Annotated in this window: 24 protein-coding genes; 6 read left to right on the top strand and 18 right to left on the bottom strand. The window is 70.9% G+C overall.

Going from position 1 to position 26,638, the window contains the following annotated elements; all coding sequences use genetic code 11:
- Positions 1–28: 28 nt before the first annotated feature.
- The 5 genes from ACX9MN_RS26665 to ACX9MN_RS26645 form a co-directional block, all read right to left on the bottom strand.
- On the bottom strand, positions 29–2,047 hold the full coding sequence (locus ACX9MN_RS26665) for a hypothetical protein (protein ID WP_489725902.1): 2,019 nt from the start codon (positions 2,045–2,047) through the stop codon (positions 29–31).
- The gene (locus ACX9MN_RS26660) at positions 2,044–3,645 is read right to left on the bottom strand and encodes a tyrosine-type recombinase/integrase (RefSeq protein ID WP_489725901.1); all 1,602 of its coding nucleotides are present in this window, start codon (positions 3,643–3,645) and stop codon (positions 2,044–2,046) included. Before ACX9MN_RS26660 ends, ACX9MN_RS26665 begins: the two co-directional genes overlap by 4 nt.
- Positions 3,642–4,823 (bottom strand): tyrosine-type recombinase/integrase, encoded by a 1,182-nt coding sequence (locus ACX9MN_RS26655; RefSeq protein WP_489725900.1) that lies wholly within the window; start codon positions 4,821–4,823, stop codon positions 3,642–3,644. Before ACX9MN_RS26655 ends, ACX9MN_RS26660 begins: the two co-directional genes overlap by 4 nt.
- 702 nt (positions 4,824–5,525) lie before the next feature.
- Positions 5,526–7,754 carry a TonB-dependent siderophore receptor gene (locus ACX9MN_RS26650; RefSeq protein WP_489725899.1) on the bottom strand — a complete coding sequence of 743 codons (2,229 nt, stop codon included), beginning with the start codon at positions 7,752–7,754 and terminating at the stop codon, positions 5,526–5,528.
- A gap of 130 nt (positions 7,755–7,884) precedes the next feature.
- Positions 7,885–8,772: an acid phosphatase gene (locus ACX9MN_RS26645; RefSeq protein WP_489725898.1), complete on the bottom strand. Its 888-nt coding sequence runs from the start codon at positions 8,770–8,772 to the stop codon at positions 7,885–7,887.
- A gap of 307 nt (positions 8,773–9,079) precedes the next feature.
- Between ACX9MN_RS26645 and ACX9MN_RS26640 the strand changes: the two genes are divergently transcribed.
- Positions 9,080–9,943 carry a hypothetical protein gene (locus tag ACX9MN_RS26640; protein ID WP_447682449.1) on the top strand — a complete coding sequence of 288 codons (864 nt, stop codon included), beginning with the start codon at positions 9,080–9,082 and terminating at the stop codon, positions 9,941–9,943.
- Between the two features lie 35 nt (positions 9,944–9,978).
- Here ACX9MN_RS26640 and ACX9MN_RS26635 read toward each other — a convergent pair whose 3' ends face one another.
- The 4 genes from ACX9MN_RS26635 to ACX9MN_RS26620 all read right to left on the bottom strand — a co-directional run bounded on the left by ACX9MN_RS26635 (position 9,979) and on the right by ACX9MN_RS26620 (position 13,015).
- Positions 9,979–10,833, bottom strand: a complete 855-nt coding sequence (locus tag ACX9MN_RS26635) for an alpha/beta fold hydrolase (protein WP_489725897.1) — start codon at positions 10,831–10,833, stop codon at positions 9,979–9,981.
- A gap of 26 nt (positions 10,834–10,859) precedes the next feature.
- Complete coding sequence (dapD, locus tag ACX9MN_RS26630) at positions 10,860–11,735, bottom strand: 2,3,4,5-tetrahydropyridine-2,6-dicarboxylate N-succinyltransferase (RefSeq protein WP_020094284.1); 876 nt, start codon at positions 11,733–11,735, stop codon at positions 10,860–10,862.
- Between the two features lie 36 nt (positions 11,736–11,771).
- Complete coding sequence (locus ACX9MN_RS26625) at positions 11,772–12,263, bottom strand: cyclic nucleotide-binding domain-containing protein (RefSeq protein ID WP_020094283.1); 492 nt, start codon at positions 12,261–12,263, stop codon at positions 11,772–11,774.
- 65 nt (positions 12,264–12,328) lie between these two features.
- Positions 12,329–13,015 carry a response regulator transcription factor gene (locus ACX9MN_RS26620; RefSeq protein WP_020094282.1) on the bottom strand — a complete coding sequence of 229 codons (687 nt, stop codon included), beginning with the start codon at positions 13,013–13,015 and terminating at the stop codon, positions 12,329–12,331.
- Between the two features lie 377 nt (positions 13,016–13,392).
- On the opposite strand from ACX9MN_RS26620, the gene ACX9MN_RS26615 reads away from it, so the two are divergent.
- Positions 13,393–13,950: a L,D-transpeptidase family protein gene (locus ACX9MN_RS26615; protein ID WP_489725896.1), complete on the top strand. Its 558-nt coding sequence runs from the start codon at positions 13,393–13,395 to the stop codon at positions 13,948–13,950.
- Between the two features lie 33 nt (positions 13,951–13,983).
- On the opposite strand, the gene ACX9MN_RS26610 is transcribed toward ACX9MN_RS26615, so the two are convergent.
- Entirely contained in the window at positions 13,984–14,691 is a 708-nt protein-coding gene (locus ACX9MN_RS26610) for a YggS family pyridoxal phosphate-dependent enzyme (RefSeq protein ID WP_170855234.1), read from the bottom strand.
- Positions 14,692–14,959: 268 nt separating this feature from the next.
- Here ACX9MN_RS26610 and leuS point away from each other — a divergent pair, with 268 nt between their 5' ends.
- Complete coding sequence (gene leuS, locus ACX9MN_RS26605) at positions 14,960–17,545, top strand: leucine--tRNA ligase (protein WP_489725895.1); 2,586 nt, start codon at positions 14,960–14,962, stop codon at positions 17,543–17,545.
- 381 nt (positions 17,546–17,926) lie between these two features.
- Here the strand turns inward: leuS and ACX9MN_RS26600 are convergent, their stop codons facing one another.
- The 3 genes from ACX9MN_RS26600 to ACX9MN_RS26590 are packed head-to-tail and all read right to left on the bottom strand — an operon-like array spanning position 17,927 to position 20,448.
- Positions 17,927–18,712: an ABC transporter substrate-binding protein gene (locus ACX9MN_RS26600; RefSeq protein WP_489725894.1), complete on the bottom strand. Its 786-nt coding sequence runs from the start codon at positions 18,710–18,712 to the stop codon at positions 17,927–17,929.
- A 15-nt stretch (positions 18,713–18,727) separates the two neighbouring features.
- Positions 18,728–19,498 carry a TerC family protein gene (locus ACX9MN_RS26595; RefSeq protein WP_489725893.1) on the bottom strand — a complete coding sequence of 257 codons (771 nt, stop codon included), beginning with the start codon at positions 19,496–19,498 and terminating at the stop codon, positions 18,728–18,730.
- Positions 19,495–20,448: a lipid kinase gene (locus ACX9MN_RS26590; protein ID WP_447700708.1), complete on the bottom strand. Its 954-nt coding sequence runs from the start codon at positions 20,446–20,448 to the stop codon at positions 19,495–19,497. Before ACX9MN_RS26590 ends, ACX9MN_RS26595 begins: the two co-directional genes overlap by 4 nt.
- 303 nt (positions 20,449–20,751) lie before the next feature.
- Between ACX9MN_RS26590 and ACX9MN_RS26585 the strand changes: the two genes are divergently transcribed.
- From ACX9MN_RS26585 to ACX9MN_RS26575, 3 genes are all read left to right on the top strand, one after another.
- Positions 20,752–21,585 (top strand): hypothetical protein, encoded by an 834-nt coding sequence (locus ACX9MN_RS26585; RefSeq protein ID WP_482961248.1) that lies wholly within the window; start codon positions 20,752–20,754, stop codon positions 21,583–21,585.
- Positions 21,586–21,817: 232 nt separating this feature from the next.
- A complete protein-coding gene (locus ACX9MN_RS26580) occupies positions 21,818–23,092 on the top strand; it encodes a nuclease (RefSeq protein WP_132369102.1) in 1,275 nt (424 codons plus the stop codon).
- A 4-nt stretch (positions 23,093–23,096) separates the two neighbouring features.
- Positions 23,097–24,137 carry an aldose epimerase family protein gene (locus ACX9MN_RS26575; protein ID WP_489725892.1) on the top strand — a complete coding sequence of 347 codons (1,041 nt, stop codon included), beginning with the start codon at positions 23,097–23,099 and terminating at the stop codon, positions 24,135–24,137.
- A 25-nt stretch (positions 24,138–24,162) separates the two neighbouring features.
- On the opposite strand, the gene ACX9MN_RS26570 is transcribed toward ACX9MN_RS26575, so the two are convergent.
- The 5 genes from ACX9MN_RS26570 to ACX9MN_RS26550 form a co-directional block, all read right to left on the bottom strand.
- The gene (locus ACX9MN_RS26570) at positions 24,163–24,519 is read right to left on the bottom strand and encodes a hypothetical protein (protein ID WP_489725891.1); all 357 of its coding nucleotides are present in this window, start codon (positions 24,517–24,519) and stop codon (positions 24,163–24,165) included.
- Positions 24,520–24,543: 24 nt separating this feature from the next.
- Positions 24,544–24,888 (bottom strand): hypothetical protein, encoded by a 345-nt coding sequence (locus tag ACX9MN_RS26565; protein WP_489725890.1) that lies wholly within the window; start codon positions 24,886–24,888, stop codon positions 24,544–24,546.
- Positions 24,889–24,904: 16 nt separating this feature from the next.
- Positions 24,905–25,333, bottom strand: a complete 429-nt coding sequence (locus ACX9MN_RS26560; RefSeq protein ID WP_489725889.1) for a hypothetical protein — start codon at positions 25,331–25,333, stop codon at positions 24,905–24,907.
- Between the two features lie 131 nt (positions 25,334–25,464).
- Entirely contained in the window at positions 25,465–25,983 is a 519-nt protein-coding gene (locus ACX9MN_RS26555; protein WP_056533551.1) for an Hsp20/alpha crystallin family protein, read from the bottom strand.
- 166 nt (positions 25,984–26,149) lie between these two features.
- Positions 26,150–26,632, bottom strand: coding sequence for an Hsp20 family protein (locus ACX9MN_RS26550; protein WP_020094268.1), 483 nt, complete (start codon positions 26,630–26,632; stop codon positions 26,150–26,152).
- Positions 26,633–26,638 lie beyond the last annotated feature (6 nt).

The following is a 26,638-nucleotide window of genomic DNA, read 5'->3' as shown; positions in this document are numbered from 1 at the left end:
ACCGGTTCCGCCGCCCCTCGCGCGGGATCTATCCCGCACGCCGGATGGGCTCCTCCGGGACAGGCAAGGCGGGCAGCTGCACGATGGTCCCGTCGGGGATGGAAGCGTCGTCGTGGATGGCCATGATGGCACGCAGGCCGGCGACCAGGCGCTCGTGGTAGGCCACGAAATTCGCGGCGCCGTAGGTCCCGTCACCGGCCTCGGCGCGCGCCTTGTCCAGCATGATCTCGGCCTCGGCGAGCCGCTGCCGAGCCCGCTCACGCCCTACCGGATCGCCCTTCACGACCGCGCAGTCGGTGCACCCGGCTGCGCACGCGCCGTGGTGAGGGCAGGGGGCTGCAGCCCAGTCGTGCAGGCACATGCCGAGGTCGGTCGTGTGGGCGGTCGAGAGGTGCACCTGCAGAAAGGCCGAGCGCTCTACGGGCGGGTGCCTGTCGAACGCGATCCGGATCGGGCCGCGCATCCGGTCGGTCTCAATCATGGTCCGGGCCTTCTCGGCCAGTTCGTAACCGCTCAAGTGATCGTAGACGGCGTTCTGGGCGACGTGTTTGCGGCCGGACCACATCGCCATCTCCAGCTGGCTGATGCCGCCGCGCTGCCCAATGGTGTTCAGGAAGTGCCTGAGCTGATGGGTGTTCATCCGGATAGGCGAGCCGTCCGGCATGGCTAGGCCGTGCCGCTCGAAGATCGACCCCGACCCTCCGCGCCCGCACAGGAATTCCTGGACTGCCGGATAGTCTACGAACTCCACCACCGACCGCTGCTCGCCCTTCAGCGAATGGAAGAAGTTGCGGTGCACGAGCATCAGGCACTCGTGCCGAGCCAACGGATGGCCCTCCGGCAGCGTCTCGCTCCGCGAGAGCAGGAAGGCCTCGAAATCGTCCTGCCGGCAGGCGATCCTCCGACCCGGCAGCTGCTGCACCGGGATCCCGTTGTCGTAGATGATTTCGCGGGCGTTCCTGCCGAGGTGATCATTCCGGACGCCGGTCAGATCTGCGATCTCGGGAGGCGTCAGTAGCCGATCCGGCGGCCCGCCTCCGTAGGGCAGGGGGAGCCAAGCGCGACCCGGATTGTCGTGCATGTACCGCGCGACGGCTCGGGCCGAGGCCGTGATGCGCGTGATGTCGCGGATCGCGCGCTTGGCGACATCCGTCATCGTGGTCGGGATCCACTTGACGTCCCAGGACCACCCTTTCGATCCCAGGTACCGGATGCCGTAGCGCATCACCGGCTGCCCGTCCGCGTCCAGCGCCGGGATGCCGTTGTGCGTGGCCGCCTCATAGACCTCCGGATCGACCGGGAGCGTCAGCAACTCGCCGATCCGCCAGGGAGCGCACGCCAGGAGCTGCACGACCCGGAGCAGCAGAAGATCCCGATTGGAGAGGTCCGCAGTCGGGATCGAGCCGAGGGCCGCCAGGGCGGCCTCGCTCGGCAGCTTCGTGTCGCGGGCCGCTTCCGCCTCCGGAGAGATCCTGGTCTTTTGGTCCTCGTGGGCGAAGGGGTTGGCGAAGTCGATGCGCCTGCCGGCAATCCCGCGATCGCTGACGAACTTCGCAATACGGGCGAGGTAGACGCCGATCCGATAGGGAACAGTGCCTTCGGCCACGTCCCGCCTCGCGAGTTCCGCCGCCCGACGGAAATCCTCGGGCTCCAGCAGACATGGGTCTCGCGCCTTGTCCGCCAGGGCGGCGTAGAGGTAGCGGCCGGCACGGATGGCGTTGCCGTGCCCGCTCATGTTCAACTGTGGGCTGGCGGCCTCATAGAGCCGCACGTACGCCTTGATGAACCCGGCGAACGGTTCGAGCATCGGCTCGGCCACGAACGCTGCGTTCCGCCCCTTCATCGAGCTCGCGGTGAACCAGAGGGTCGTCGTGGTGCTCGCGCTCCCGCCGCTCCTCCGCGTGCCTCCGGCCCCGACCGGCCAGCCGGTGGCATCGAAGTCCAGGTCGGTCCCGAAGGCGTGGCTCCTCCGAGCCGCATCGACCATGCGACGGTAGTTCTCGTCCGGCGTGCGGCTCCAGAACGGGACGATCTCGGCGTCGCTCATGAGGGACTTCCGATCTCCTTCGCCCGCTCGGCTTGGATCAGGGCGCATCGATGGACGACGTCGGCGACCGCGAGGATCAGGTCGTCGTTGAGGGCGATCATCCTGGGACCGAGACCGGCGGCCTGCCGCTCGGCGCGTTCGGCCGCGAGCGAGCGCAGGACGTGCTCGTGGGGAGCGTCGATCCAGGGCTGGAAATGGACGCAGACGTAGCAGGCTCGCGGCGCGGCGAGGCCGCAGAAGGCGAAGTTTCCGCAGGTGCCGACCCCCTGGAGGTCGGCGTCGGGGCCGTCGGCATGGAAGATGCGACTGGCCCGGTCCCCACCTCTCGTGGCCTCGTGTTCGCCCGCGACGAGCTTGCCCATGAAGGCCTGCGCGAGCGGTGCAAGATCGAGCGCGACGGCGGCATCGAGCTTCTCGACGATGTCGCCTTTGAGGTTCACGTAGCTCTGCACCGACTGCAGATCGGTGTGGTCGAGCAGGTCGGCGACGGCTCGGGGTGAGGCGCCCTCGCGCAGGAGACGGGTGGCGAAGAGGTAGCGGAAGCGGCGGGGCGTCATGCGCAGAGGTTCGCCGGTGCGGGGCGAGCGCACGTCCAGTGCAGCGACGGTTTCCGTGACGATCAAGCTGATCTCGCCAGCGGTCGGATGCATCGCGTAGGTGCGGCGGACTCCGTCCAGAAGCTCCGCCCGCGGCTTGCGTCGTGGGAACATCGGCAGGGCGAAATCGGGGGCGGGCCAGCCGAGCCGGGCGCGTGCGTCTGCATTCGCCTGGAGTACCTTCCGGACGACCCCGAGTGCCCGCGCGTCGAGCTTGCGGCTACGGAACTGGGTCCGGACGTCGGCGTCGCGCTTCTTCATCCGCGGTATGCGCAGTTCGGCCAGACCGTCGTCCCGGACGACGAGGTCCTCCTCCCGGAGCAGTGCCAGCTGCCGCGGGTTCGCGCCGAACAGGATGCAGAGCCAGACGATCGCGAGGCTCGAAGCCGGCAGGGTGTCCCGCTCCAGGGCCGCCCTCAGCGCGTTCAGCAGCAGCGTGGTCTCGACGTCGTCCAGCGGACCCTTGTCCGGATCCCGCGACCGGACGGCGGCTGCGGCGGGTCCGGTCTTGATCACGGTGTTGCGCAGGTCGATGGCGGCCTGCCTGTCGAAGGCCGGGCAGCGGGTCGAGCACCACGCGAACCATGCGCGCATGTGCACGAGCCTGAGCTTGTGCCAGCGCTCCTCGTCCCGCGCCTGGAAGAACGCCTGTGCGTCCAGCGTGCTGGCGGAATCGCGGGCGTTGGCGAGGCACTGTTCGGCGAAGACGGAAAGCCGGCCCGCGACCTTGATCGTATCGAATGCGTTCCGGACGTGGCTGGGCGACCTGGAGCAGATCAGCGAGACGACGTAGTCGGCGGTGGCTTCGAGGATCGTCGACGAGGGGATGGAGATCTTCGACCAGTCGAGCACGATGCGGGCGGTCGCCTCGTGGATGTGCCAGAGGGGTCCGGAACAGTCGACCTGATGTCCAGCCAGATCGACGATCCCATGGCGCGGCCTCGGGAGGAGCGTCGCCTCCCGATCCTCCGGGGCCTGCGGAAGCGCGGCGGTGGCGGTCATGAGCGCGACGATCCGGAGAAGCTGAGTTCCTGAAGCTTGTGCAGGTAGGCCGCGCCCTGCTCGCGGATGTGGCGCTGGGTGTAGTGCTCGCCCTGGTTCGAGGTCTTCGACCAGCCCATCAGGAAGCGCCTGGTCTGCGCCTCGATGCCCGGCCGCAGCTCCTCCGCTTCGGCAAGCTCGGAGAAGCGGTCGTTCCAGGTGTGTCGCAGGAGATGGGGGACGAGGCCGTCGGGGACGTCGGGAGCCGTCCTCAGCTTCCGGAAGATCGCGTGGATGGTCTCCTCCGCGATCGGCAGGCCTCGCTCCGACACGAACACGTAGGGGTTCCGCTTCGAACCGGGATAGACCCTCGGATCGAGCCGCTCCTTCGTCAGCCAGTTGTTGAGCGCGTACGCCGAAGCGCGAGAGAGGGGCAGCGTCCTCGCCGCGGTCTTCGTCTTCGCCTTCCTGCGCCGGGTGTCGTCCGGGTCGTTGTCCCGCCGATGGACCGTGACGACGGGCTGCGATCCCGACAGCATCAGGTCGTGCCTCTTGATGCCGCGCAGTTCGCCGAGGCGGATCCCCAGCTCGTAGAGCAGGAACACGATGAGGAAGTTGCGCTGCTGGTGCCTCGCCTCGAACGGGTTGCCGGCCGCCCCGGGGAGGATCGCCTCCAGGATCGCGACGGTCTCGGCATCGTCGAAGCCCTCGCGCGACACGGTGCCGGCGGAAGGTAGGAGTTCGGTCATCTGCGTGACGAACGCGTCGAGACGCATGGCGCCCTCGACGTACATCGGAGTTCCGCGGACCAGCCGCTGCAGCGCATGGCCGCCGCACCAGCGGACGTAGGCGGCGACGGCCCGGCATCTCCCGATCCAGGCCCGATTGCAGATGACGCGGACGGTGCCGTGTCTGGGACGTCTGCGACCGTTCCGAACGGCGACGTCCTCGCGCAGCCATTGCCGGATAGCGACGACCTCGTCGGTTCCGAGGAACTCCAGGGAGCGGACCCTGTCGGCGAGATCAACGCCGGCTGCGTCGGCCCAGGCATGGGCCTGAACGATCGCGGCAGCGGCGTGCCTCTGCGTCGCGAAGGCGCGTCCGCCGTCGCGCAGGACGACCGACAGGTAGAGGTTGGGCCACCAGACCGGTGCCGCGTCCGCATCGAGCACGACGGCGACATCCTCGCCCCAGCTCATGCGCTGCTGGGTCGAGCGCCAAGGGCGAGGCTCGCGCGGGCCTGCAAGAGTGACGGCACCATCCATGCCGACCACGGTGTACGCGGGACGGGCGGGAGGCAACCGATGGGCGCAGTTTACGTCAAGCGTGCGTAACCAACTGCATATAAAGAGAAAATAGCGACAGTTTACGAGACCGTGTGACGACGGCGTCGGGCCCGCCGCCTGCGCGTACCGGGAGCGGCCAGGTGGTGCCAAGTTGCGGGACGTAACCGGCATTCGGTCGGGAAGTCATTGTCGCGTATGAACAATGCGCGGCAGTTTACGAGACGGGTCGGCGTATGCGTCGCGCCTTCCGTCATCCTCGAGCCGCCTCGCCTCCGGCCAGCAACAGTTTACGCGCCGGAGGGATGGAAATCCTCGCAAGCATCTGACGAAACTCGGGAAGCCCCGCCAGTTCACGCGGAGCGCCGGAGGACGGGCGCCGCGCGCGGCGCCCGTCCTCCGGCGCTCGACAGCCCGTCCGCAGTTTACGCGATGCCGCCGGCATCCAGGCATCAACATACTGAAAAACCTGATTAATTCCTCGCAGTTTACGCAATGCAACACATTACGGTCGACCAAAGGGGTTTCGACAAAAGTTTACGCCGGCCGAAAGGGGAAATTTCCCTTTCCGAACCGGCGCTTGAAGTATTCAGTTTACATATTAAAGTAGATTACGGTCTACCAGCGGTAGATCAGGCTGCCGATGACCGTCGCGGGCGCGCCGCGGTAGCAGAACCCGGCCTGGCAGGTCGTGTAGCTGCGGTCGAAGATGTTGGACGCGTTGATCTGCGCGCGGAAGCCCCTGTACTTCGGGTCGAGGGCCGCGAAATCGTAGGCGACCAGCGCGTCGAACAGGGTCACGGTCGGGTTGCGGACGGTGTTCTCGTCGTCGGCGAAGCTCGTCCCGGCGTAGCGGATGCCGCCGCCCAGTTGCAGGCCGGCCAGCGGCGAGCCGGGCGCGAACTGATAGGTCCCGAAGGCGGTGAAGCTGTCGCCCGGGATCCCCGAGAGGGCGTTGCCGTCGATCGGCCGCCCGGTGACCAGGGAGGTCTGGCGCAGATAGCGAAGGTTGAGGTGGGTGTAGGACAGCGTCAGGTTGGTTCCCGGCGCGAAGTTCGCCGTCAGCTCGGCCTCGAACCCTTTCGACTCGACCGACCCGGTCGCGACCTGATTGGCGATGTTGTTGGGATCCTGCCGCAGGAGCGACGATTGCACGATGTCGAACCCTGAGAACGACGTCGTGATGTTGGTGTTCGGGATGGCCGCCTTCACGCCGGCCTCGATCTGGTCGCCGGTCGCGGCCTTGAACGGGTTCCCGTTCACGTCGACGCCGACCTGCGGCGTGAAGGTCGTAGCGTAGCTGGCGTAGGGCACCAGGAAGTCGGTGAGCAGGTAATTCAGGCCGATGCGGCCCGAGAAGGCCCGATCGGTCTGGTCGGCGACCGTGCCGGCCGTCCGGTCGCTCGTGTTCTGGAAGACCCAGTCGTGCCGGCCGGTGAGGGTCAGCACGAAGCGCCCGAGCTTGGCCTGATCCTGCAGGTAGGCGCCGATTTGATCCTGCGCCTGGCTCTGAAAGTTCGTGTAGCGCGGCCGGGCGATGACCTGCTGCCCGTAGTTCAAGGTCAGGAGGTTGAGGTCCGGCGCGGCCCCGAAACCGAAGGCGCGCGTGTAGTCGTAATGGGCGTAATCGACCCCGCCGATCAGGGTGTGCTGGATCGGACCGGTGGTGAAGCGGCCCTCGAGCTGGTTGTCGAGGGAGATCTGGCCCAGCGTATCCAGGTAGGCGCCGGCCGTCCGCGCGCCCAGGGTCCGGGCCGGGTTCAGCCCCGTGATCGAGGTGTAATCGTAATCCGCGCGGACGTCGTAGTAGCGAAAGTTCTGGCGGAAGATCAGATCCGGCGAGAACCTGTGCTCGAAGGCGTAGCCGACGCGATACTGCTGCTGCTTGTACTGGTTGAGCGCCGGATCGCCGGAGTAGAAATTGGTCACCCGGAAGCCCGGATCGTTGTAGAAGAAGGACGTTCCCGGCAGGCGCGACTCGAAATACTCGCTGAGGAAGGTGAAGCTGGTGTCGGAATCCGGGCGCCACGTGAAGGACGGGGCGATGAAGGTGCGGTCGTCGTCTCCGCCGGGCAGGTAGGTGTTGGACTGGCGCTTCACGCCGGTCACGCGGTAGGCCATCGTCCCGTCGGTGCCCGCCACCGGGCCGCCGATGTCGAAATTGCCTTGGAAGCGGTCGTAGTTGCCGGCCTGAAACTGCACCTCTCCGAAGGGTACGAAGACCGGGCGCTTCGAGGTCGAGTCGACGATGCCGCCGGGCGAGCCGAGACCGTAGAGGCCCGAGGCCGGCCCCCTCAGGATGGTGACCGCGTCCAGCCCGTAGGGCTCGCTGCGCGGGATCGTCAGGCCGACGGCATTGAGGCGCAGGCCGTCGCGGAAGATGCCGTTGTAGGTCGCGCTGAAGCCGCGGATGTAGAAGGCATCGTAGCGGGGATCGAAGCCGAACACGCTGCTCGACACGCCCGGCGTGTAGGCGATCGCTTGGGCCAGATCCTGCACGTTGCGGTCGTTGAGCTGCTCCCGGGTGACCACCGAGACCGATTGCGGGGTCTCGAGCAGGGGCGTGTTGGTCTTGGTCGCCGCGGGGCTCACGCGCGCCACGTAGCCGGTGGCGCCGGAGGGGCCGCCGCCGCCGCCGCTGGTGGCCGCGCCGCCGCCGTCGCCGCGGCTGACATTGCCGCCGCCGCCGACGCCCGTCGGGGCCGCGGCGGCCGGGCGGGCGGCCTCCACGGAGATCTCGTCGAGCTGGACGGCGGCGCCCTGCGCGGCGGCCGCCGGGACCAGGGCGACGGTGGTCAGTGCGGTGGTGGCGAGGAGCAGACCGGACGGAGCGGAACGAAACGACATCGGGAACCCACGAACGCGCCTCTACACGGCGCCCGGGGCTCCCGTACCATCGATCACGGCCGCTCGATCAAGCCGAAAACGTGTTGTAAATCACACACTTGGAAGCGTTCAAATCTACAATCGTTCGCGCCTAGAACTCGAGCGGGGGCTCCCGCAGGGCGGTCGCCTCCCGGGTGCAGGCGGCCTGATCGGGAACCGTCCCGGGGCTGGCGAGGGCGCCGCGAAGCTCGGCGCGGGCCTTGTCGAGATCGGCGCGGAAGGCCGCGTCGCCCATCAGGGCGGCGAAGACCGCGGTGCCGGTCAGGCGTCCCGCGGCCACGTCGCTGAGCCAGTGCACGCCGCAGACGATCCGGCTCTCGCCGTAGGCCCGGCCGCGGGCCAGGATCGGGGTCGCCTTCTCGGGCACCAGGGACGCGAGGATCAGCGCGTAGGCCCAGCCCTGCGTGGCGTGGCCCGACGGGTAGCTGAAGCTGTCGGCCAGGGCCTGGCTGCGCTGCACGCAGATCGGCGCCTCGTTGCCGACGAACGGGCGGAGGCGCCGGTAATGGACCTTGGGTCCCCGCGTCGCCCGGGCGAGATCGAGGCGGGCGCGCTCCAGGAGGTTGATCACCGCCGGCACCCGCGCCTGATCGATCCGGGTGCCGAGCACGCAGGCGAAGTTCTCCAGGACGGCGGCGGCGCCCTCGGATACGTCGTTGGCGGCCAGCTCCCAGCGCGGCGACCCCTTGAGGGCGCGGGTGCTGTTGAAGGCCGCCCGGTCGGCCTTGTCGAGGGGCGCGTCGTGGGCCGGCGGGGAGGGCAGGAACTGGACGGCGTCCGGCACCGCCGCGTCGGCCAAGTAGGGCTTCACGGCCGGCTTGCCGGGCTTCAGCGTGTCGGCGCCGAGGGACGGGGCCGCGGGCGTTGACGGGGGGGCCGAGGAGGCAGGGCGGGGGGAATCCTCGGCGCGGGCCGCGACGGCCAGGAGGAGGGCGAGGGCGGCCGGGGCGAGGAGGGGCAGGGACGGCGTGCGCAGCATCGGATCCGGGACTCTCTCGGATGGAATCTGCGGGGCGCGCCCGCTGCCGGAGGAACGGCTCAGCCGGCCCGTTCAGTCCCTGCACAGGCGGCCCGATCTGTCCAGCGTGCGGCGGCCGAGGCGCCTTATGAACCGCTGCATGTTGTAGGTGCGCATTCCGATCGGCGCGCGGTGCGAAGCGTCGTCAGAGCATGGCGATGCCCGGGGAAACGCACGTCGACAACCTCCGATGCAAGCCCGAGGCAAGTTTGCTCGGCAACACTGACCGGTAGATGTTCTATCGCGGGCAGCGCAAAGCGGCACTCTGATGATTGACACCCAGAAGGAGGATCACCGCCGCGAAGAACTTGGGTCCCTCTACGTCATCACGGCGCATGAATTCAATCATGTCGCGAGATCGACGCCGATAGACAGGAAGTTTTTCGACAGAGACCTCCCCGCGAAATTCTATTTCGTCGATAAAACCGGCGCGCCACGCGATTTTCGGAGCGCGTACATCGAGGAACGCATCCTCAATCCCAGCATCATTGACGCCGGGAGCAGATTTATCGCGGAATGGTCGTTCCTTCTCACTGAATTCGAGAAGCCTTTCGCGCAGTATCCGTTCTTCGTCGTGTCGTCACGGTTCTTCGAGAAGAATCTGTCCCTACCCCTGGAGCTTCAGACGTTGCTGGCGTTCGCCTTCCCGTGCCTGAAGTGTTACGGATGGGGATATCTACCTTCGTACGATCGAAAGGCCAATTTTCAAGATCTCCAATTCTACAAGGAAGTTGGCTATCTCGGCATCAAGGATGAGGGAATCGCTTTTCTCGACGGGCTGTACGGCGTGCGCTTCGTCGATCAGTACCGCATGATTTCCGACTTTTTCTGCAACTATATCGGCTTCCAATCGCGTGAACATCTTATCGAGTACGTCAAATTCTATCTTCCATTGATACGAAGATTTTTTGACGCAGACTGGAACATCGTTCGACAGCCCGAACTCTACGTGCGCAGAACAGGGACGTATCGGAACGAGAAGCCATTCACCTTCCTTCTGGAAATGGCGTCCCATCTGTTCTTCTACAAGAATAATCTGAGGTTCTGTGGCGTCAGCTACGACGGCATTCACGAAGTCGACGAGCGCGAAACGATCATGAGGCCGATCATAACGTGGGATCAGGCGGGATGACCGGCTAGAACCTTTCCGGGAGCCCTCGAACGGATTCAGCCTTCCCGGATCGCGGCGGCCACGGCGTCCGGATGCTCCTCGTGCGGGCTGAGAGCGCCGGGGATCGCGGCGCCGGTCACGCGGCCGCCGGCGACGAGGGCGTCCATCTCGGCGCCCGAGCGCCGCGGGGCGCCCGCGGGGCGCAGCACCAGGGTCGGCGGCAGGCCGTCGCCGAACAGGGCCAGGAAGGCGTCGCGGCTGCCCACCGGGTCGAGGCCGCCGGTGACGAAGGCGGCGGTGCCGAAGCGGCCGTTGCGCTGGCGGGTGATGGCGTGCTTGTCGCGGACCACCGCCGGGGTGACCCGGGCCGCGTCGCCGTAGACGTGGGCGCGCATCATCCGGCCGATGATCGGCGGGCTGATGTTGATCCGGTAGAGTGCCTCGCCGAGGAGTGGGGTCTCCACGGCCCGTCGGATGCGCGGGAACCAGTGCGCCCGCCCCGGCATCGCGGTGGGCAGCGGTCCCCGCCAGGTCGGGGCCACCAGGACCAGCCGCCCGAAGGCCCGCGGGTGGCGCCGCGCCGCCGCCACGAGGTAGCCGGCGGCGTGGCCGGCCGCGACGCCGAGGGCGTAGGGGCCGGGCGCGGCCGCCAGCAGGGCGTCCAGGAAGGCGTGGAAGGTCGCCGGGGCGAGGGGCACCCGCGCCCGCGGCCGGGCGCCGAAGCCCGGCCAGTCGGGGACGAGGCAGCGGTACTCCGTCCCGAGGCGGCCGGCGAGGCCGCGCATCTCGGCCCGCGCCGAGATGGTCGACAGGGCCGGGAGCAGGAGCGCGTCCGGCCCCGCCCCGATCCGGTCGCAGGGGGTCGGCACCGTCCGGCCCGCCACCGTCAGGGTCAGCTCGGACGTCTCCATCGCGCTCCCGCCAGGTCCCGGATGAATCAGGTGCGCAGCAGCTCGTTGATGGCGGTCTTGGACCGCGTGCCGGCATCGACGCGCTTGACGATCACCGCGCAGTAGAGGCCCGGGCCCGGCGTGCCGTCCGGCAGCGCCTTGCCGGGCATCGTGCCCGAGACGACCACCGAGTAGGGCGGCACCCGGCCGTACATGACCTCGCCGGTGGTCCGGTCGACGATCTTGGTGGAGGCGCCGATATAGACGCCCATGGACAGGACGCTGCCCTGGCCGACGATGACGCCCTCCGCCACCTCGGCGCGGGCGCCGATGAAGCAGTCGTCCTCGATGATCACCGGATTGGCCTGGAGCGGCTCCAGGACGCCCGCGATACCGGCGCCGCCCGAGATGTGGCAGTTCTTCCCGACCTGCGCGCAGGAGCCGATCGTCACCCAGGTGTCGACCATCGTGCCCTCGCCGACATGGGCGCCGAGATTGACGAAGCTCGGCATCAGCACGGCGCCGGGGGCGATGTAGGAGCCGCGGCGGACGAAGCAGCCCGGCACGGCGCGCAGGCCCGCGGCGCGGAACTCGGCCTCGCCCCAGCCGGCGAATTTCGACGCGACCTTGTCCCACCAGGGCGCGCCGCCGGGGCCGCCCTCGATCGTCGCCATGTCGTTGAGGCGGAAGGAGAGCAGCACCGCCTTCTTCAGCCACTGGTTCACCACCCAGTCGTGGTTGCCCGACTTCTCGGCGACGCGGGCCTTACCCGAATCGAGCAGCTCCAGGGCCGCTTCGACCGCCTCGCGCACCGCGCCCTTGGTGGCGGTCGACACGTTGGCGCGGTCGTCCCAGGCGGCTTCGATGGTCTGGGCGAGATCGGAATGGGCGAGATCGGAATGGGGCTTGCCGGCCTGGGACATGGGACGGGTCAGAACTCTTGCGGCGGGAGCCCGTGCTTACAAGCGGCCACCGGAGCTGTCACCTGAGGAGATGCCGTCGATGACCTCGAGCAGTTCGCGCACCTGATCGAGATCGGTCACCAGCCCGGCGAGGTCGTCCGCCAGGGTGTCGTGGACGGCCCGCGCGGCGGCGGGGAACTCCTCCAGCACGCGGCGCATCAGCATCGGGGTGATCCGCATCACCGCGGCGCTCCCCTCGGCCCGGGCCTCGGTCGGGCGCGTCCCGCGCACGAACAGGGCGAGCTGGCCGATCAGGGCCGAGCGCCCGGCCCGCACCGGCTCGGCCGTCGGAACCCGGGGCTCCAGGCGGATCGTGCCCGCCATCACCACGAAGCCGCCGTCGGCCGGATCGCCGCGGGCGAAGAGCAGGTCGCCGTCCGCGAGGTCGCGCCGCTCGGCCGCGAAGGTCAGCAGGCGCAGGGCGTCCCGGTCGAGGAAGCCGAACAGCGGCGCGGCCGCGAGGATCGCGATATCGTCGTCGAGCCCCAAGAACGCCTCACCACCCTGCGCATACGCGAACCCGCCGGATCGCCTACACGTAAAGCTTCAATTCGTCAGGGCAGCAACTTGTATCCGCCGCCCTCGGTCACGAGGATCGCGGCGGTGGCGGGGTTCGGCTCGATCTTCTGGCGCAGCCGGTAGATATGCGTCTCCAGCGTGTGCGTGGTCACCTGGGCGTTGTAGCCCCAGACCTCGGCCAGCAGGGTGTCGCGGTTCACCACGGCCCGGCCCGCCCGGTAGAGGAAGCGCAGGATCGCGGTCTCCTTCTCGGTGAGCTTCAGCTTGGAGCCGCGCTCGCCGACGAGCAGCTTGGCACCCGGGCGGAACGTGTACGGGCCGATCTGGAAGACCGCGTCCTCGGAGGCCTCGTGGCTGCGCAGGTGGGCGCGGATCCGGGCCAGCAGGATGCCGAACTTGAACGGCTTGGTGACGTAGTCGTTGGCGCCGGCCTCCAGCCCCTCGACGTGGTCCGCCTCGGAATCCTGGGCGGTCAGCATGATCACCGGGCCGCGGAAGCCGGCGGCGCGCATCCGGCGCACGGCCTCGCGCCCGTCGAGGTCGGGCAAACCGACATCCATGACGGCGAGGTCGATCCGCTCCGCGGCGACCCGCCGGATCGCGTCGGTGGCGTTGGCCTCGGTGAAGACTGTGAACTCGTCGCAGAGATCGAGCTGCTCGGTCAGGGTATCGCGCAGGACCGCGTCGTCGTCGCAGATCAGCAGGCGGTAGACATTCGGCATCGTCCGGGCCCCAATGCGTGCTGCGGGAGGGGCGAGGGCCGCCTGCCGGGTGCAGCATGCGATGATGTCAGATCTCGGCAGGATCGCGCGACGACCCTACCCAGGCTTGTGTTTCCGCATCCTTTCGCCGCCGTGACAAGCGCCCCGGCGAACGGGCTGCGGGATCGGGGGCGCGCCGCTCCGGGACCACGGCGGCGGTCCCCGCGGCGCGGCGGGGGGCTGGCGCGCTCCCGAATCCCGGCTCGGCGGCCCGGGTTCAACCGAGAGATAGAGCATCCTTTGTGGCCGGAAGTTGCCTTGTGCGCAATTTTTCACCGGTTCGAAGTACCGATCCCGGGCATAAGGCCCCGGGACCGGGCGGATTCGGGAGGACGGAGATGCGGCGGCCGAGCAGGGGACCCATCCGCCTGACCCTGGGGGAGATCCGCGTCCGCGCCCTCGTCGGGGACCGGCGGCGCGGGCAGCTCCTCGTCGGCCCGGCGGTGATTCCCTGCGCCCTCGGGGCGGGCGGGATCGTCGGCGACAAGCGCGAGGGCGACGGCGGCTCGCCGCGCGGGCGCTTCCGCCTGCGCGGCGGCGCGTACCGGCCCGACCACCTCGCGGTCCGGCCGCGCACGCTGCTGCCCCTGCGGGCGACCCGCCCCGACGACGGCTGGTGCGACGAGAGCCGGGACCGCCGCTACAACCGGCCGATCCGCCTGCCGGCCCCGGGGATCAGCGCCGAATCGATGTGGCGGGGCGACGGGCTCTACGACGTGGTGATCGACCTCGACTACAACCGCGCCCCGATCCGGAAGGGGCGGGGCTCGGCGATCTTCCTGCACATCGCCCGGGACGGCTACCGCCCCACGGAGGGCTGCGTCGCCCTGGCCCGGGCCGATCTCCTGCGCCTGCTCGGGCGCCTCGGGCCGCGGACGCACCTGCGGATCGGCTGAGGCCCGGGCCCAGGTTGAGGCCCGGGCCCAGCGTCAGGCCTTCCGGGTCCGGGCCCCGAAGATCGCGGTCCCGACCCGGACATGGGTGGCGCCGAGCTGGATCGCCGCCGGGAAGTCCGCGCTCATGCCCATGGAGAGGATCGGCAGGTTGTGCTCGTGGGCGAGCCGGGCCAGCAGGGCGAAATGGGCCGAGGGCGGGTCGTCCGCGGGCGGGATGCACATCAGGCCCTGGATCGCCAGCCCGTGGGTCTCCCGGCACTCCGAGAGGAGGGTGGCGAGCTGGTCCGGGAGCACGCCGCCCTTCTGCGGCTCCGCGCCGGTGTTGACCTGGATGAGCAGCTTCGGGGTCCGGCCGGACCGCTCGATCTCCTTGGCCAGGGCCGCCGCGAGCGACAGCCGGTCGAGGGAGTGGATGACGTCGAACAGGGCGACCGCCTCCCGGGCCTTGTTGGATTGCAGCGGCCCGACGAGGTGCAGCTCCACGTCCGGGAAGCGGTGGCGGAGGGCCGGCCACTTCGCGGTGGATTCCTGGACGTAGTTCTCGCCGAAGACGCGATGGCCGGCCTTCAGCGCCGGCAGGATGCCCTCGGCCGGGACGGTCTTGGAGACCGCCACGAGTTGCACTTCGGCCGGGTCGCGCTCCGAATCCTCAGCCGCGCGGGCGATGGCGGCGCGCACCTCGGCGAGCCCGGCCGCGACATCGGCCTGACCGACGGGAAGCTTGTCCGTCCTCTGTCCCATCCCGTCGGTCGGAGGGGCGTTCGTGCCGGTCGTCGCGTCGTCCATGGCGTGCCTGTCCTGTCGCTGCCGGGCGTCGGTCTGCGTGGTATGAGCCTCGGCGCGCGTCGTCGTCGCGCCTGATCCCCGCCGACCTATGCGTTCGCGCGCCCCGCGCAAGCCCGAATCGCGCGCCGCGTTGACCGGCTGCGGCGCAGATATGCTATCGCGGCGCGACCGTGCCGTGGTCATCCTTCGGAATGACCGACGAGCCCCTGACGCAGCCGGATCCATGACCGCCAGCACCGCCCCCCAGCCCGTCGAGCGCTACAACGCCAAGGATGCCGAGCCGCGCTGGCAGGAGGCCTGGGCCGAGAAGCGGCTGTTCGAGACCGACAATGCCGACGGCCGCCCGAAATACTACGTGCTCGAGATGTTCCCCTACCCGTCGGGGCGCATCCACATGGGCCACGTCCGCAACTACGCGATGGGCGACGTGGTCGCCCGCTACAAGCGCGCCCGCGGCTTCAACGTGCTGCACCCGATGGGCTGGGACGCCTTCGGCCTGCCGGCCGAGAACGCCGCCATGGAGCGCAAGGTCAACCCACGGGACTGGACCTACGCCAACATCGCGTCGATGCGCGACCAGCTGAAGGCCATGGGCCTGTCGCTCGACTGGAGCCGGGAGATCGCGACCTGCGATCCCGACTACTACAAGCACCAGCAGCGCATGTTCCTGGACTTCCTGGCCAAGGGCCTCGTCACCCGCCGCACCGCGAAGGTGAACTGGGACCCGGTGGACCACACGGTGCTGGCCAACGAGCAGGTGATCGACGGCCGCGGCTGGCGCTCCGGCGCCCTGGTGGAGCAGCGCGAGCTGACCCAGTGGTTCTTCAAGATCACCGACTTCGCCGAGGACCTGCTGACCGCCCTGGACGGGCTGGACCGCTGGCCCGAGAAGGTCCGGCTGATGCAGAAGAACTGGATCGGCCGCTCGGAGGGCCTGGAGGTTCAGTTCGCCCTGGCCCGGCCGGTGGCCGGCGCGCCCGAATCCGTGACCGTCTACACGACCCGGCCCGACACGCTGTTCGGCGCCAAGTTCCTGGCGATCGCCGCCGACCATCCCCTGGCCGCCGCTCTGGCCGAGGGTCGGCCGGAGCTGCAGACCTTCATCGAGGAGTGCCGCCGCACCGGCACCGCCCAGGCCGCGATCGACACCGCCGAGAAGCACGGCTTCGACACCGGCCTGACCGTCCGCCATCCCCTGGACCCGTCCTGGGAGCTGCCGGTCTACGTGGCGAACTTCGTGCTCATGGAGTACGGCACCGGCGCGGTGTTCGGCTGCCCGGCGCACGATCAGCGCGACCTCGATTTCGCCAACAAGTACGGGCTCGGCAACACGCCCGTGGTCTGCCCGGAAGGGCAGGACCCGGCGAGCTTCGTGATCACCGACACCGCCTATGTCGAGGACGGGCGGATGATCAACTCGCGCTTCCTCGACGGGATGCGCACGGACGAGGCCTTCGAGGCCGTGGCCCGGCGCCTCGAAGGGGAGGGGGTCGCCCGGCGCAAGGTCCAGTTCCGCCTGCGCGACTGGGGCGTCTCCCGGCAGCGCTACTGGGGCTGCCCGATCCCGATCATCCACTGCGACAGCTGCGGCCCGGTCCCGGTGCCGGTGGCTGACCTGCCGGTGAAGCTCCCCGAGGAGGTGTCGTTCGATCAGCCCGGCAACCCGCTGGAGCGCGACGCGGCGTGGCGGAACGTGCCCTGCCCGCATTGCGGCGCGCCGGCCCGGCGCGAGACCGACACGATGGACACGTTCGTCGACTCGTCCTGGTACTACGCGCGCTTCACCGCGCCCTGGCTGGCGGACGCGCCCACCGACCGGGCCGTGGTCGACCGCTGGCTGGCGGTGGACCAGTATATCGGCGGCATCGAGCACGCGATCCTGCACCTGCTCTACGCCCGGTTCTTCATGCGGGCGATGCGCGAGACCGGCTGGGCCGGCGTGGCCGAGCCGTTCGCCGGCCTGTTCACGCAGGGCATGGTCGTCCACGAGACCTACAAGGACGCGGCCGGCGCCTGGGTGCCCCCGGCCGAGATCCGCTTCGCCACCGAGGAGGGCGAGCGCCGCGCGTTTCACGTGAAAACTCAGGCGCCGATCGCGATCGGCCCGATCGAGAAGATGTCGAAGTCGAAGAAGAACGTGGTCGACCCCGACGACATCATCGCGAGCTACGGGGCCGACACGGCGCGCTGGTTCATGCTGTCCGACTCGCCGCCCGAGCGCGACGTGATCTGGACCGAGGAGGGCGTGCAGGGCGCTGCCCGGTTCGTCCAGAAGGTCTGGCGGCTGGTGAACGCGGCCGGGCAGGCGGCGGGCGACGGCGCCGCGGACCTGACCCTGCGCAAGGCCGCCCACCGGGCGCTCGCCTCCGTGCAGGACGATATCGAGCGGCTGCGCTTCAACCGCTGCGTCGCCCACATCTACACCCTGGCCAACGCCCTGGAGGACGGCCTGCGCGGGCCGGTCTCGGCCGGTGCCGCCCAGGAGGCGGCCGGCATCCTGGTGCAGCTCATCGCCCCGATGATGCCGCACCTCGCCGAGGAGTGCTGGTCCGTCCTCGGCCGCGGCGGCCTCGTCGCCCAGGCGCCCTGGCCCGAGACCGAGGCGGGGCTCTTGGTCGAGGACGAGATCACCCTGCCGGTTCAGATCAACGGCAAGAAGCGCGCGGACGTGACCGTGCCGCGGGACGCCGACGCCAAGGCCGTGGAGGCCGCGACCCTGGCACTGGAGGCCGTCCAGAAGGTGCTGGAGGGCAAGGCGCCGCGGAAGGTGATCGTGGTGCCGGGGCGGATCGTGAACCTGGTGGTGTGATCCGGCGTCCGGTTGATGGCATCGATCTGACCGTCTTTGCGAGCGGATCGAAGCAACCCAGCGGCACGACGCCCACCGAGGTCGCGCTACCCTGGGTCACTTCGCTTCGCTCGTGATGACGGAGCGCGTGACGCCGGCCGAGAGCCTCCTCGGGACATGGAGAGAACCCCGGATCGTGAGGTTCCGCTCGATCCTCTGTCCGTCCGTAGATCCGATCGTGAGGTGCCTGCCCCGGCAGGCCTCGAATGAGGGATCCAGTCGGCCGCACGAGCCCTGAAAGGGCTCCTTCGAGGCTCCTTCGAAGCTCCTTCGAAGCTCCTTCGAGGCGCCTTCCGCTCGCACCTCAGGACGAGGTGTGCGGGTTCGATGGCCGCCGATAACTCATGGCGCCGCCAGATCCGGATCCTGTCCGCTGGCCTCCAGACCGCGCCGCACCAGCCCGTCCCGCTTCGCCCGCGCGACGAAATCCGCGAGATACGCGGCGCCGGCCGGATGCCCGACCGGCGTTCCCATCGCCTGCGGGATCTCCATGAAGTGCCCCGGCAGCAGCCGCACCTCCGGGTGCGCCGCCGCGTAGGCGGCGAGGGGCTGGTGGACGCCAGCCGCGACGTCGAGCCCGTCCCGGGCGAAGGCCGTGACCGCCTCGGCCGAGGTCGGGGCCCGCACCAGGGTCGCGTGCTGGAGGGCGCGGGTCAGATACAGGTCGTAGGCGCTCCCGCGCCCGACCGACACGCGCACGCCGTCGCGGTCCACCGCCTCCAGGGACCGGATCGGCGAGGCGGCCGGCACGAGGTAGCTGCCGGCGATCAGCACGTAGGGCTCCGTGAAGGCGATCCCCTCGGCCCGCTTCGGGTCAATCGCCAGGAAGCAGATGTCCCAGGTCCCGGAGCCCGCCGAGCCCGAGACCGCGCCGGCTCCCGGGAAGGTCACGAACGCCACCGGCACGCCGAGTCGGGCCGCCAGCGCCCGCGCGAGGTCGACCGAGACCCCCGCGGGCCCGTCCGGTCCGGCCTGCGCCAGCACCGGGTTGCCGAGGTTGATCGCCGCCCGCAGCGTGCCGGTGGGGGCGAGGTCGTGCAGGACCGTCGGATCGGGCGCCATCGGTTTCGTCTCCGCGTGGACGGCGGCGGGGAGGAGCATGAGGAGGAGGGCCGCGCGGATCCGCATGATGGTCGCTCCCTCTCAGGCGCGCCGCGCCGGACCGGTCGACGCGGGGGCGCCGTCCCGGGCGGGACGGCGGCGCCGGCGGGCCAACATGTTGAGGCCCTCGACGCCGGCCGAGAAGGCCATCGCGGTGTAGATGTAGCCCTTCGGCACGTGCGCGCCGAACCCCTCGGCGATCAGCGTCATGCCGATCATGATCAGGAAGCCGAGGGCCAGCATCACCACGGTGGGGTTCCGGGCGATGAAGGCCGAGAGCGGCTCGGCGGCGACCAGCATCACCACCACGGCGACCACCACCGCCACCATCATCACCGGCACGTGCTCGGTCATGCCGACGGCGGTGATGATCGAGTCGATGGAGAAGACGAGGTCGAGGAGCAGGATCTGGCCGATCGCCGCGCCGAAGCCGATCGTACCCCCGGTCACGCCCGGGATCTCGGGCTCCGGATCCACCGTGTGGTGAATCTCCTTGGTCGCCTTCCAGAGCAGGAACAGGCCGCCGCCGATCAGGATCATGTCGCGCCAGGAGAAGTCCTGGCCCAGCACCGAGAAGACCGGCTCGGTCAGGTGCACGATGAACGCCACCGTGCCGAGCAGCCCCAGCCGCAGGATCAGCGCCAGCCCGATCCCGATGCGCCGCGCCCGCGTCTGATGCTCGGGCGGCAGCTTGTTGGTCAGGATCGAGATGAAGATCAGGTTGTCGATGCCGAGCACCACCTCCATCACCACGAGCGTGGCGAGGGCAGCCCAGACGGCGGGCTGACTGGCGAGCTGGAGCAGATCGGTCACGGGCGCGGTGCCTCGCTGGTCGGAAACAGGCGGCTCCCGAGGGCCGTCAGGTCGAAGGGGGCCGGTCCGCGCACCGGTTCGGGCGCCAGGACCTGCAGGATCTTCGGGAAGACCTTGAAATGGGCGGGCGTGCGCGTGGTCAGCTCGCCGTCGGTGTTCACCGGCCGAGGCCTGCGGGTCGAGAGCCGGATCTCCTGGGTGTGGAACGCCCGCACGTCGGCGGCCCGCCCGTGCGTGCCCCGCCGCAGGGCGGGCAGCAGCGCGAGGAGCCGCCACCAGTGCTTGATCTCCAGGCTGTAGAAATCGAGCTTGCCGTCGTCGACCGCGGCACTCTCCTCCACGGTCATGCCGCCGCCGTAGTGGCGCCCGTTGCCGACCGAGACCTGGATCGTGGTGACCTTCTCCACCACGCCGTCGTGCTCGATCGTCACCGTGAAGGGCCGGACCCGGCGCAAGACTCGGACGGCCGCCACCGCGTAGCCGAGGACGCCCCAGGTCTTCTTCGATTCGGACGTCAGCTCGCCCGCGAGCTCCGCCGAGAAGCCGATGCTCGCCACGTTGAAGTAGTAGTGGCCGTTGACCCAGCCGAGATCCACCGGCCGCGCCTGCGCGGTCGGGATGAAACGGGCCGCCGCCAGGGGGTCGAGCGGCAAGTTGAGGGAGCGGGCGAGGTCGTTCGCCGTGCCGAGCGGCAGGATCGCGAAGGGCAGGCCGCTCGCCACCAGCGCGGGCGCGGCGTAGTTCATGGTGCCGTCGCCGCCGCCCAGGATCACGAGATCGACCGCGCCGGCCCGCTCGCGGATCACGTCGCGGCAATCGGCTTCCGGCGGCGGCTCCTCCGGCTCGATGCCGCCCGCCCGCAGGATCTCCCGCACCTCGTCGAGATCCAGGGCGCCGTTGCGCGCCTTGGCGTTGCAGAGCAGCAGGGCCCGGCGCGGCTGCGTGCTCATCGCGCGCTCCAGGGAAGCGGGCCGGAGGGCGACTCGGTCTCAGGTCGGGCCAAGGGAGCCTCGGTGCACGGGGGAGCGGGCAGTCTGGAACGCGGTAGGGGAACCCGGGACCGGCCAAAGGCCAAGTCTGTCCCCGACTTGGTACCCAAACGCACGAACGCAACCCCATCATCCCCGCAATTCCGGGCTGGTCGCCGTCGCGGAGTTCGGCAGGATGTGGGCGCGCCCGAGCCCTTCGTGGAACCCCCGACCCACGCGGGCGCGTTCTCCATGATGCCCGCCCCGGCCGCCAGGAAGGCACCGATGTCCGCCACACGTCCCGTCCGTCCCCAGGCCCTCGCCCTCGGCATGCTCCTGCCGTTCACCCTCGCGGGCGGTGCCGCCGCCCAGAGCGCCTGGGTCGACCCGCCGCCCCGGGCCGCCGCGCAGGCGCAGGGTTCCGCGCAGGGTCCGGGGAAGGAATCGGCGCAGGAGGCGGCGAAGGACGCGGCGAAAGCGCCGGTGCGCGCCACCGAGCCGGTCCGGCAGGCCGCCAGACCCGAGCCGGGCGAGGACGCCCTGCCGAAGGCGGCGGCCACGCGGGCGCCGGGCCCGAAGCGGGCGGCCGCCCTGGAGCGTCCGCCGGTCCGGGAACACCTGCACCACCCCGCGCGCCATCCGCACCGGCTCGCCGAGACGCCGGCCGCGACCGCCCCGGCGCCGGGCGCGTCGGCGGAGCGCGTGGCCGCCGCCCGGGCGTTGACGACGAGCTATCTCGCCACCGTCTCGGGTCCAAGCGACACCATGGTCGGGGCCGCGACCCAGTACTACGCGACCCGCGTGCGCTTCTACGGGCGGCCGATCACCACGGCGGCCCTGGTCGCCGAGAAACGCAGCTTCGTCCAGCGCTGGCCCGAGCGGCGCTACGAGCCGCGGGCGATGCGCGCCGCCTGCGACACCGAGACCTGCACGATCCGCACGATCGTCGATTTCCGCACCGCCAATCCGGGCCGGGGCGCCGTGTCCAGCGGCGAGGCCGAGTTGGTCTTGGAGGTGGGTTTCGCCGGGACGCGGCCCTACATCCTCGGCGAGACCGGTCGCGTCCTGCGGCGGAGCATCCAGGCTGGAACCCTGGCCGCCTCGCCCGGCAAGGCGTAAGAGCCGCGCGTCGCGGTCGGCCACCCCGCGGCGGGCACGGGCTCGCGCGGGGTGTGCGGCGGCCCTACAAGAACGCCTGCAAGGGCGGCTAAAAGGGCGCCCGCGAGGGAAGCGTGCGGCGGGGCGCGTCGCGGGATCGGTCCTGCGGGTGGGGCGCCCGCGGGCGCCCTTCGTCGGGAGGCGCGATCGAGCTTCCTTCGCGCCGCGCGTCGGTGATGCCGGGATCGGGTGAATGACGTCTTCAACGGTGGTGGAGCAACAGGAGACGGAGCCGGCCCGGCCGGTTCTCGACAGTCCCGGCCGCCTCGCCCTGCGCGAGACGATCCGGGCCGAGATCGCGCGCGCGCGTCCGCGCCCCGTCGCGGTCCGGACCCTGGAGCTCCTGGCCGAGGCCGCCTGCGCCCCGGACGAGCCCGGGACCGGCCTCCGCGTCCTCGACCGCCACGGGGCCGCGCGGCGGCGGGAGGGCACCTCCGAGCCGATGACCCTCGCGGACCTCGTCGCGGAGCTGCGCGCGCGCCATCCCGCCCTGTTCCTGCCGCCGGAGCCCGAGCCCGAACCGGCCCCGGCGACCACCGAGGAGGCCCGGGACTCGTCCCTGCTGAGCGGCGCCTACGAGATGAAGGCCGCGACCGCCCGCTTCGTCGGGACCCAGTCCGAGCGAGCGCGCTCCCTGGCGGAGCGCTCCTCCGAGCAGGGCCGCGTGCTGGCGCAGACCGCCGCCGGCCGGTTCGCCAGCCTGCGGACGAACCTGCGCGGACGCTTCGCCCGCCCGCCCGTCGACGCGGAGGCCGGGCCGGCCGCGGGCGCGGATCCGGCGGCGGCCTGGAACAGCGGTCCCGGACGGTTCGGCGAGACGCTGCGCGACGGCCTCGGCCACGTGCGCGACCGCCTCAGCCTCGGCGGGGGCGGGATCGATGACGGCGCGCGCCGGCAGCGTCGGCTGCTCCTCGGCGCCGTCGCCGGCACCCTGGTGGCGGTGCTCGCCGCGGGGCTCGTGCTGGACCGCTCCGCGCCGGAATCCGGGCGCCCCGCCGCCCCGACCGCTTCCCGCACGGATTCCCGCGCGGAAACCCCGAGCGGCGCCGCGCCGAACGCGCGGCCTGCAGGTCCCCCGGCCTCGGCCCCCGACACAGTGACGCCGCCCCCCGAGACAGGCGGCGATCCCGAGCCCGACGCGCCGCTGCCGCCGAACGCCGTGACCGGACAGGCCCAGGTGATCGATACCGCGACCCTCAAGGTCGGCGGCAAGGTCGTGCATCTGTTCGGCGTCGAGTGGGTGCGGGGCGGCCAGGCGGAGGAGCTGGCCCGGTACATCGGCAACCGGTCGGTGACCTGCCAGCCCGCCCCCGGCAGCGCGAACATGAACTGCATCGTGGACGGGCGCGATCTCTCCGAGGTGGTGCTGTTCAACGGCGGCGGCCGCGCCGCCCCGGAGGCGAGCCCCGAACTGGTCGCGGCCGAGGACCACGCCCGGAGCGAGCGGCTCGGGGTCTGGAAGCGCTAGCCGGATGCCGGCCGAACCGTTCGGCACGACGGCGCACGGCCGACCGGTCGGCCGCCACACCCTGAGCCGGGGCAGCCTGCGCGTCGCCGTCATCGAGTACGGCGCGGCCGTCACGGCGATCGAGGTGCCCGACCGCACCGGCCGTCCGGCCAACGTCGTGCTCGGCCTCGACACCCTGGCGGGCTACGAGACCGTGAGCCCGAGCTTCGGCGCGATCGTCGGGCGCTACGCGAACCGCATCGCGGGCGGGCGCTTCAGCCTCGACGGGCACGACTACCGGCTGCCGGTGAACGAGCCCCCCAACACCCTCCACGGTGGCCCGGAGAATTTCGGCCGGCGCCTGTGGCGGGCGGAACTCAGCGACGCGACGCGCCTCGTCCTGAGCCGCCGCTCGCCGGACGGGGAGGAGGGGTTTCCGGGCACTCTCGACGTCCGCGTCACCTACAGCCTGCCCGCGGAGGGCGTGCTGCGCGTGGACTACGCCGCGGTGACCGACCGGCCCACGGTTCTGAACCTCACGAACCACAGCTACTTCAACCTCGCCGGCGAGGGGGCAGGCAGCGTCCTCGGCCACGTCGTGCAGGTCGAGGCGGACGCCTTCGCGCCGACCGACGCGACCCAGATCCCCACCGGCGCGCTGCTGCCGGTCGCCGGGACGCCGTTCGATTTCCGCGCGCCGCGGGCCCTGGAGGCGCGGATCCGCGCCGGGGACACACAGCTCACCTACGCCAAGGGCTACGACCACACCTTCGCGCTGCGCGGGGCCGCCGGGACGCTGCGGCCGGCCGCCGCCTGCGTCGATCCCGGCAGCGGGCGGCGGCTCGACGTCTGGACCACGCAGCCGGCGCTGCAGCTCTACAGCGGCAACACCCTCGACGGGCGCCTGATCGGCCCGTCCGGGCGGATCTACCGGTCGGGCGACGGCGTCTGCTTCGAGACGCAGGGCTTTCCGGACGCGCCGAACCAGCGCGGCTTCCCCTCTGCGGTCCTGCGGCCGGGCGAGACCTTCGCGGCCGCCACGGAGTTCCGGTTCTCGGTCGTGTGATGGTCGTGTGACGGCCGCGGCGCGCTCAGGCCGCCGCGCGATCGAGCGCCCGGGGCGCCGGGATCGCGGCGGCCGGCGCGGCGGGATCGGGACGCCGCGCCTCGCCGAGCGCCAGGAGGGCGGCCTTCACGGCGTCGAGTCGCGACGGCTCTCCCTCGGCCATCCCCTCGGCGGCGGCGACCTCCTTCAGGTACTCGTCCCAGGCCCAGCGCCGCAGGATCTCCCGCTTGCAGCTCGGGAGCAGCCGGGGATGATCGCGCAACGCGGCCGGGGTGTCGAACACCGCGGCCGGGTTGACCAGGGCGCGCTCCAGGTCGGGCAGGCGCGCGGCCGCCGGGCCGGGCGGGATGGCGTGTCCGATTCCGATCGTCCCATCTTGCATGGTTGCCTCCCTGGAGGAGCGCGCTCAGCCGCCGAAGAGGCCGAGGTGCGCCGCCGATTGGACGGCGAAGCTCGCCGCGAAGGACAGCAGGGCCGCGTCCCAGGCGGTCAGGTGCCGGGCGTTGGCCGGCGGACCGGCCCGCGTGATCGCCCGGCCGAGCCACGCGAAGCCCGACAGGCTCAGCAGGGCCGCCAGCACCCAGGGCAGGGCGGGCGCCGGGCAGGGCGCCGCCAGGGCGAGGCACAGGGCCACGGACAGGAGCCAGCGGCCGAGCACCGTGCCGTCGGTGCTCCGCGCCGGCCCTCGGCGCCGGCCACGCCGCGACCGGGGCAGGAGCCCGTGCCCACCCCGCAGGTCGAAGGTTGCCATCGCGCGCCTCCCCGGCTCAGTTCAGCAGGGGCTCCGGTCCGGCCGGACCGCGCTCCCAGCGCCGGAAGAGCGCCGCGGGGACGGGGGGCTCGGGCGGCGGGGCTGCGGGCGGTGCCGAACCCTCATCGAGCGCCTGGAGCGCCTCCAGGATCGCGCTCAGCGGCACGGGCTCGGCCCGGCAGCCCGGCAGGCAGCGCAGCGTCGGGCAGGACTCGACCGCGCGGGCGTCGGAGGCCCAGGAGGCCAGGATCGCCCGCTTCTCGGCCCGCGATAGGCCGGGATAGCGCAGCACCTCCCGGGGATGCCGGAAGACGTCGCCCGGCGCCACGAAGGCCTCGAACGGCTCGACCGCCTGCGGCCTCAGGCTGGCGGCCGCCACCGGACCGACGCGCCCGATCTCGGGACGGAGCGCGGGATGGACGGGGCTGGTATCGATCGGCTGCATGCGACCCTCCTCATCGTGAGCAAAGGCTGGGGCGGCCGGCACGCCCGATCGGGCCGCGCCGGCCGTCGCGTCATGCGTTCGGGTCCGCGACCGCGCAGGCGGTCACCCCCAGGGTCGGCCCAGGGCCCGGCTCAGTGCTTGGCGGCCGGCGCGCCGGTGCCGTTGATGGCGATGCGCCGGCGGCGCTCCGGCGCCTCGGCCGCGCGCGGCAGCGTCACCGTGAGGACGCCGTTGCGGAACGTCGCCTCGGCCTTGTCCTCCTCCACCGGCACGGGCAGGGCGATCGACCGCTCGAAGCGGCCGTAGCTGCGCTCGGAATAGCCGCGGCCCGTGTCGGTGGTCTCCGCGCGCTTCTCGCCCTTCAGGGTCAAGACGCCGTCCGCGATGAGCAGCTCGACGTCCTTCTCGTCGAGGCCGGGAAGCTCGGCGGAGACGCGCAGCGCGCCGTCCGCCTCCGCCAGCTCGACATGGGGCCAGCCGAAGCCGCGGCCCGCGAGGCTCGGCATCCCGCCGAACCCGCCGAACACGTCGTCGAACAGGCGGTTCATCTCCCGGTGCAGCGTCAGGAAGGGGCTGGCCGGCTCCTGCGACAGGGCGGCCGGCGCCGGGGCGGGGGTGCGGTTCCAGGGAATCAGATCTCTCACGCTCATGATCCTCGCTCCATCGAATGCGGTGCAGTCGTGGGAACGGGCCCGCGGGTCCGCGGACCCGTGAGGGATGTCATCCGTGTCGACAGGGGTGCCCGGGCGCGCCGCCCGGGGCACCGGATCAGGCCGCCATTCAGGCCGCCATTCAGGCTGCCATTCAGGCTGCCATTCAGGCCGCCTTGGCCTCGCGGGCGATCTGCGCCGGGGCGTTGTCCTGGCCGGACGCGGCCGTCGTGCCGCCGATGGCGATGCGGCGGGGCTTCAGCGCCTCCGGCACCTCGCGCTTCAGCGCGACGGTGAGCAGGCCGTTCTCCAGCGACGCGCCCACGACCTTCACGTGCTCGGCCAGATTGAACGTCTGGCGGAACGTGCGGGCCGCGATGCCGCGGTAGAGATAGTGCTTCTCACCCTCCTGGGCGGCCTTCTGACCCGAGACGAGGAGCGTGGTGTCCTGCTGGGTCAGCTCGATCTCGTCGGGCGTGAAGCCCGCGACCGCCATGGTGATGCGGTACTGGTCCTCGGCCACCTTCTCGATGTTGTAGGGCGGCCAGGCGGCCGACGGCTCGACGCGGTCGGCCTGGTTGATCAGCTCGAACAGGCGGTCGAACCCGATGGACGACCGGAACAGGGGCGAAACGTCGTACGTCCTCATAACCAC

It is taken from the genome of Methylobacterium sp. 1A (genome assembly GCF_058072805.1).
Note: the sequence above shows the minus strand (reverse complement) of the source record. Positions and strands in the feature narration are given on the sequence as shown.

What these genes read in the sequence shown, in the direction of transcription:
- ACX9MN_RS26550 (WP_020094268.1), bottom strand. Translation starts at nt 26,632, where the DNA reads ATGAGGACGTACGACGTTTCGCCCCTGTTCCGGTCGTCCATCGGGTTC.
- ACX9MN_RS26635 (WP_489725897.1), bottom strand. Translation starts at nt 10,833, where the DNA reads ATGGAGACGTCCGAGCTGACCCTGACGGTGGCGGGCCGGACGGTGCCG.
- ACX9MN_RS26665 (WP_489725902.1), bottom strand. Translation starts at nt 2,047, where the DNA reads ATGAGCGACGCCGAGATCGTCCCGTTCTGGAGCCGCACGCCGGACGAG.
- ACX9MN_RS26555 (WP_056533551.1), bottom strand. Translation starts at nt 25,983, where the DNA reads ATGAGCGTGAGAGATCTGATTCCCTGGAACCGCACCCCCGCCCCGGCG.
- ACX9MN_RS26560 (WP_489725889.1), bottom strand. Translation starts at nt 25,333, where the DNA reads ATGCAGCCGATCGATACCAGCCCCGTCCATCCCGCGCTCCGTCCCGAG.
- ACX9MN_RS26660 (WP_489725901.1), bottom strand. Translation starts at nt 3,645, where the DNA reads ATGACCGCCACCGCCGCGCTTCCGCAGGCCCCGGAGGATCGGGAGGCG.
- ACX9MN_RS26620 (WP_020094282.1), bottom strand. Translation starts at nt 13,015, where the DNA reads ATGCCGAATGTCTACCGCCTGCTGATCTGCGACGACGACGCGGTCCTG.
- dapD (WP_020094284.1), bottom strand. Translation starts at nt 11,735, where the DNA reads ATGTCCCAGGCCGGCAAGCCCCATTCCGATCTCGCCCATTCCGATCTC.
- ACX9MN_RS26570 (WP_489725891.1), bottom strand. Translation starts at nt 24,519, where the DNA reads ATGCAAGATGGGACGATCGGAATCGGACACGCCATCCCGCCCGGCCCG.
- ACX9MN_RS26585 (WP_482961248.1), top strand. Translation starts at nt 20,752, where the DNA reads ATGTCCGCCACACGTCCCGTCCGTCCCCAGGCCCTCGCCCTCGGCATG.
- ACX9MN_RS26590 (WP_447700708.1), bottom strand. Translation starts at nt 20,448, where the DNA reads ATGAGCACGCAGCCGCGCCGGGCCCTGCTGCTCTGCAACGCCAAGGCG.
- ACX9MN_RS26575 (WP_489725892.1), top strand. Translation starts at nt 23,097, where the DNA reads ATGCCGGCCGAACCGTTCGGCACGACGGCGCACGGCCGACCGGTCGGC.
- ACX9MN_RS26610 (WP_170855234.1), bottom strand. Translation starts at nt 14,691, where the DNA reads ATGGGACAGAGGACGGACAAGCTTCCCGTCGGTCAGGCCGATGTCGCG.
- ACX9MN_RS26640 (WP_447682449.1), top strand. Translation starts at nt 9,080, where the DNA reads ATGATTGACACCCAGAAGGAGGATCACCGCCGCGAAGAACTTGGGTCC.
- ACX9MN_RS26615 (WP_489725896.1), top strand. Translation starts at nt 13,393, where the DNA reads ATGCGGCGGCCGAGCAGGGGACCCATCCGCCTGACCCTGGGGGAGATC.
- ACX9MN_RS26580 (WP_132369102.1), top strand. Translation starts at nt 21,818, where the DNA reads ATGACGTCTTCAACGGTGGTGGAGCAACAGGAGACGGAGCCGGCCCGG.
- ACX9MN_RS26655 (WP_489725900.1), bottom strand. Translation starts at nt 4,823, where the DNA reads ATGAGCTGGGGCGAGGATGTCGCCGTCGTGCTCGATGCGGACGCGGCA.
- ACX9MN_RS26650 (WP_489725899.1), bottom strand. Translation starts at nt 7,754, where the DNA reads ATGTCGTTTCGTTCCGCTCCGTCCGGTCTGCTCCTCGCCACCACCGCA.
- ACX9MN_RS26565 (WP_489725890.1), bottom strand. Translation starts at nt 24,888, where the DNA reads ATGGCAACCTTCGACCTGCGGGGTGGGCACGGGCTCCTGCCCCGGTCG.
- ACX9MN_RS26600 (WP_489725894.1), bottom strand. Translation starts at nt 18,712, where the DNA reads ATGCGGATCCGCGCGGCCCTCCTCCTCATGCTCCTCCCCGCCGCCGTC.
- ACX9MN_RS26645 (WP_489725898.1), bottom strand. Translation starts at nt 8,772, where the DNA reads ATGCTGCGCACGCCGTCCCTGCCCCTCCTCGCCCCGGCCGCCCTCGCC.
- leuS (WP_489725895.1), top strand. Translation starts at nt 14,960, where the DNA reads ATGACCGCCAGCACCGCCCCCCAGCCCGTCGAGCGCTACAACGCCAAG.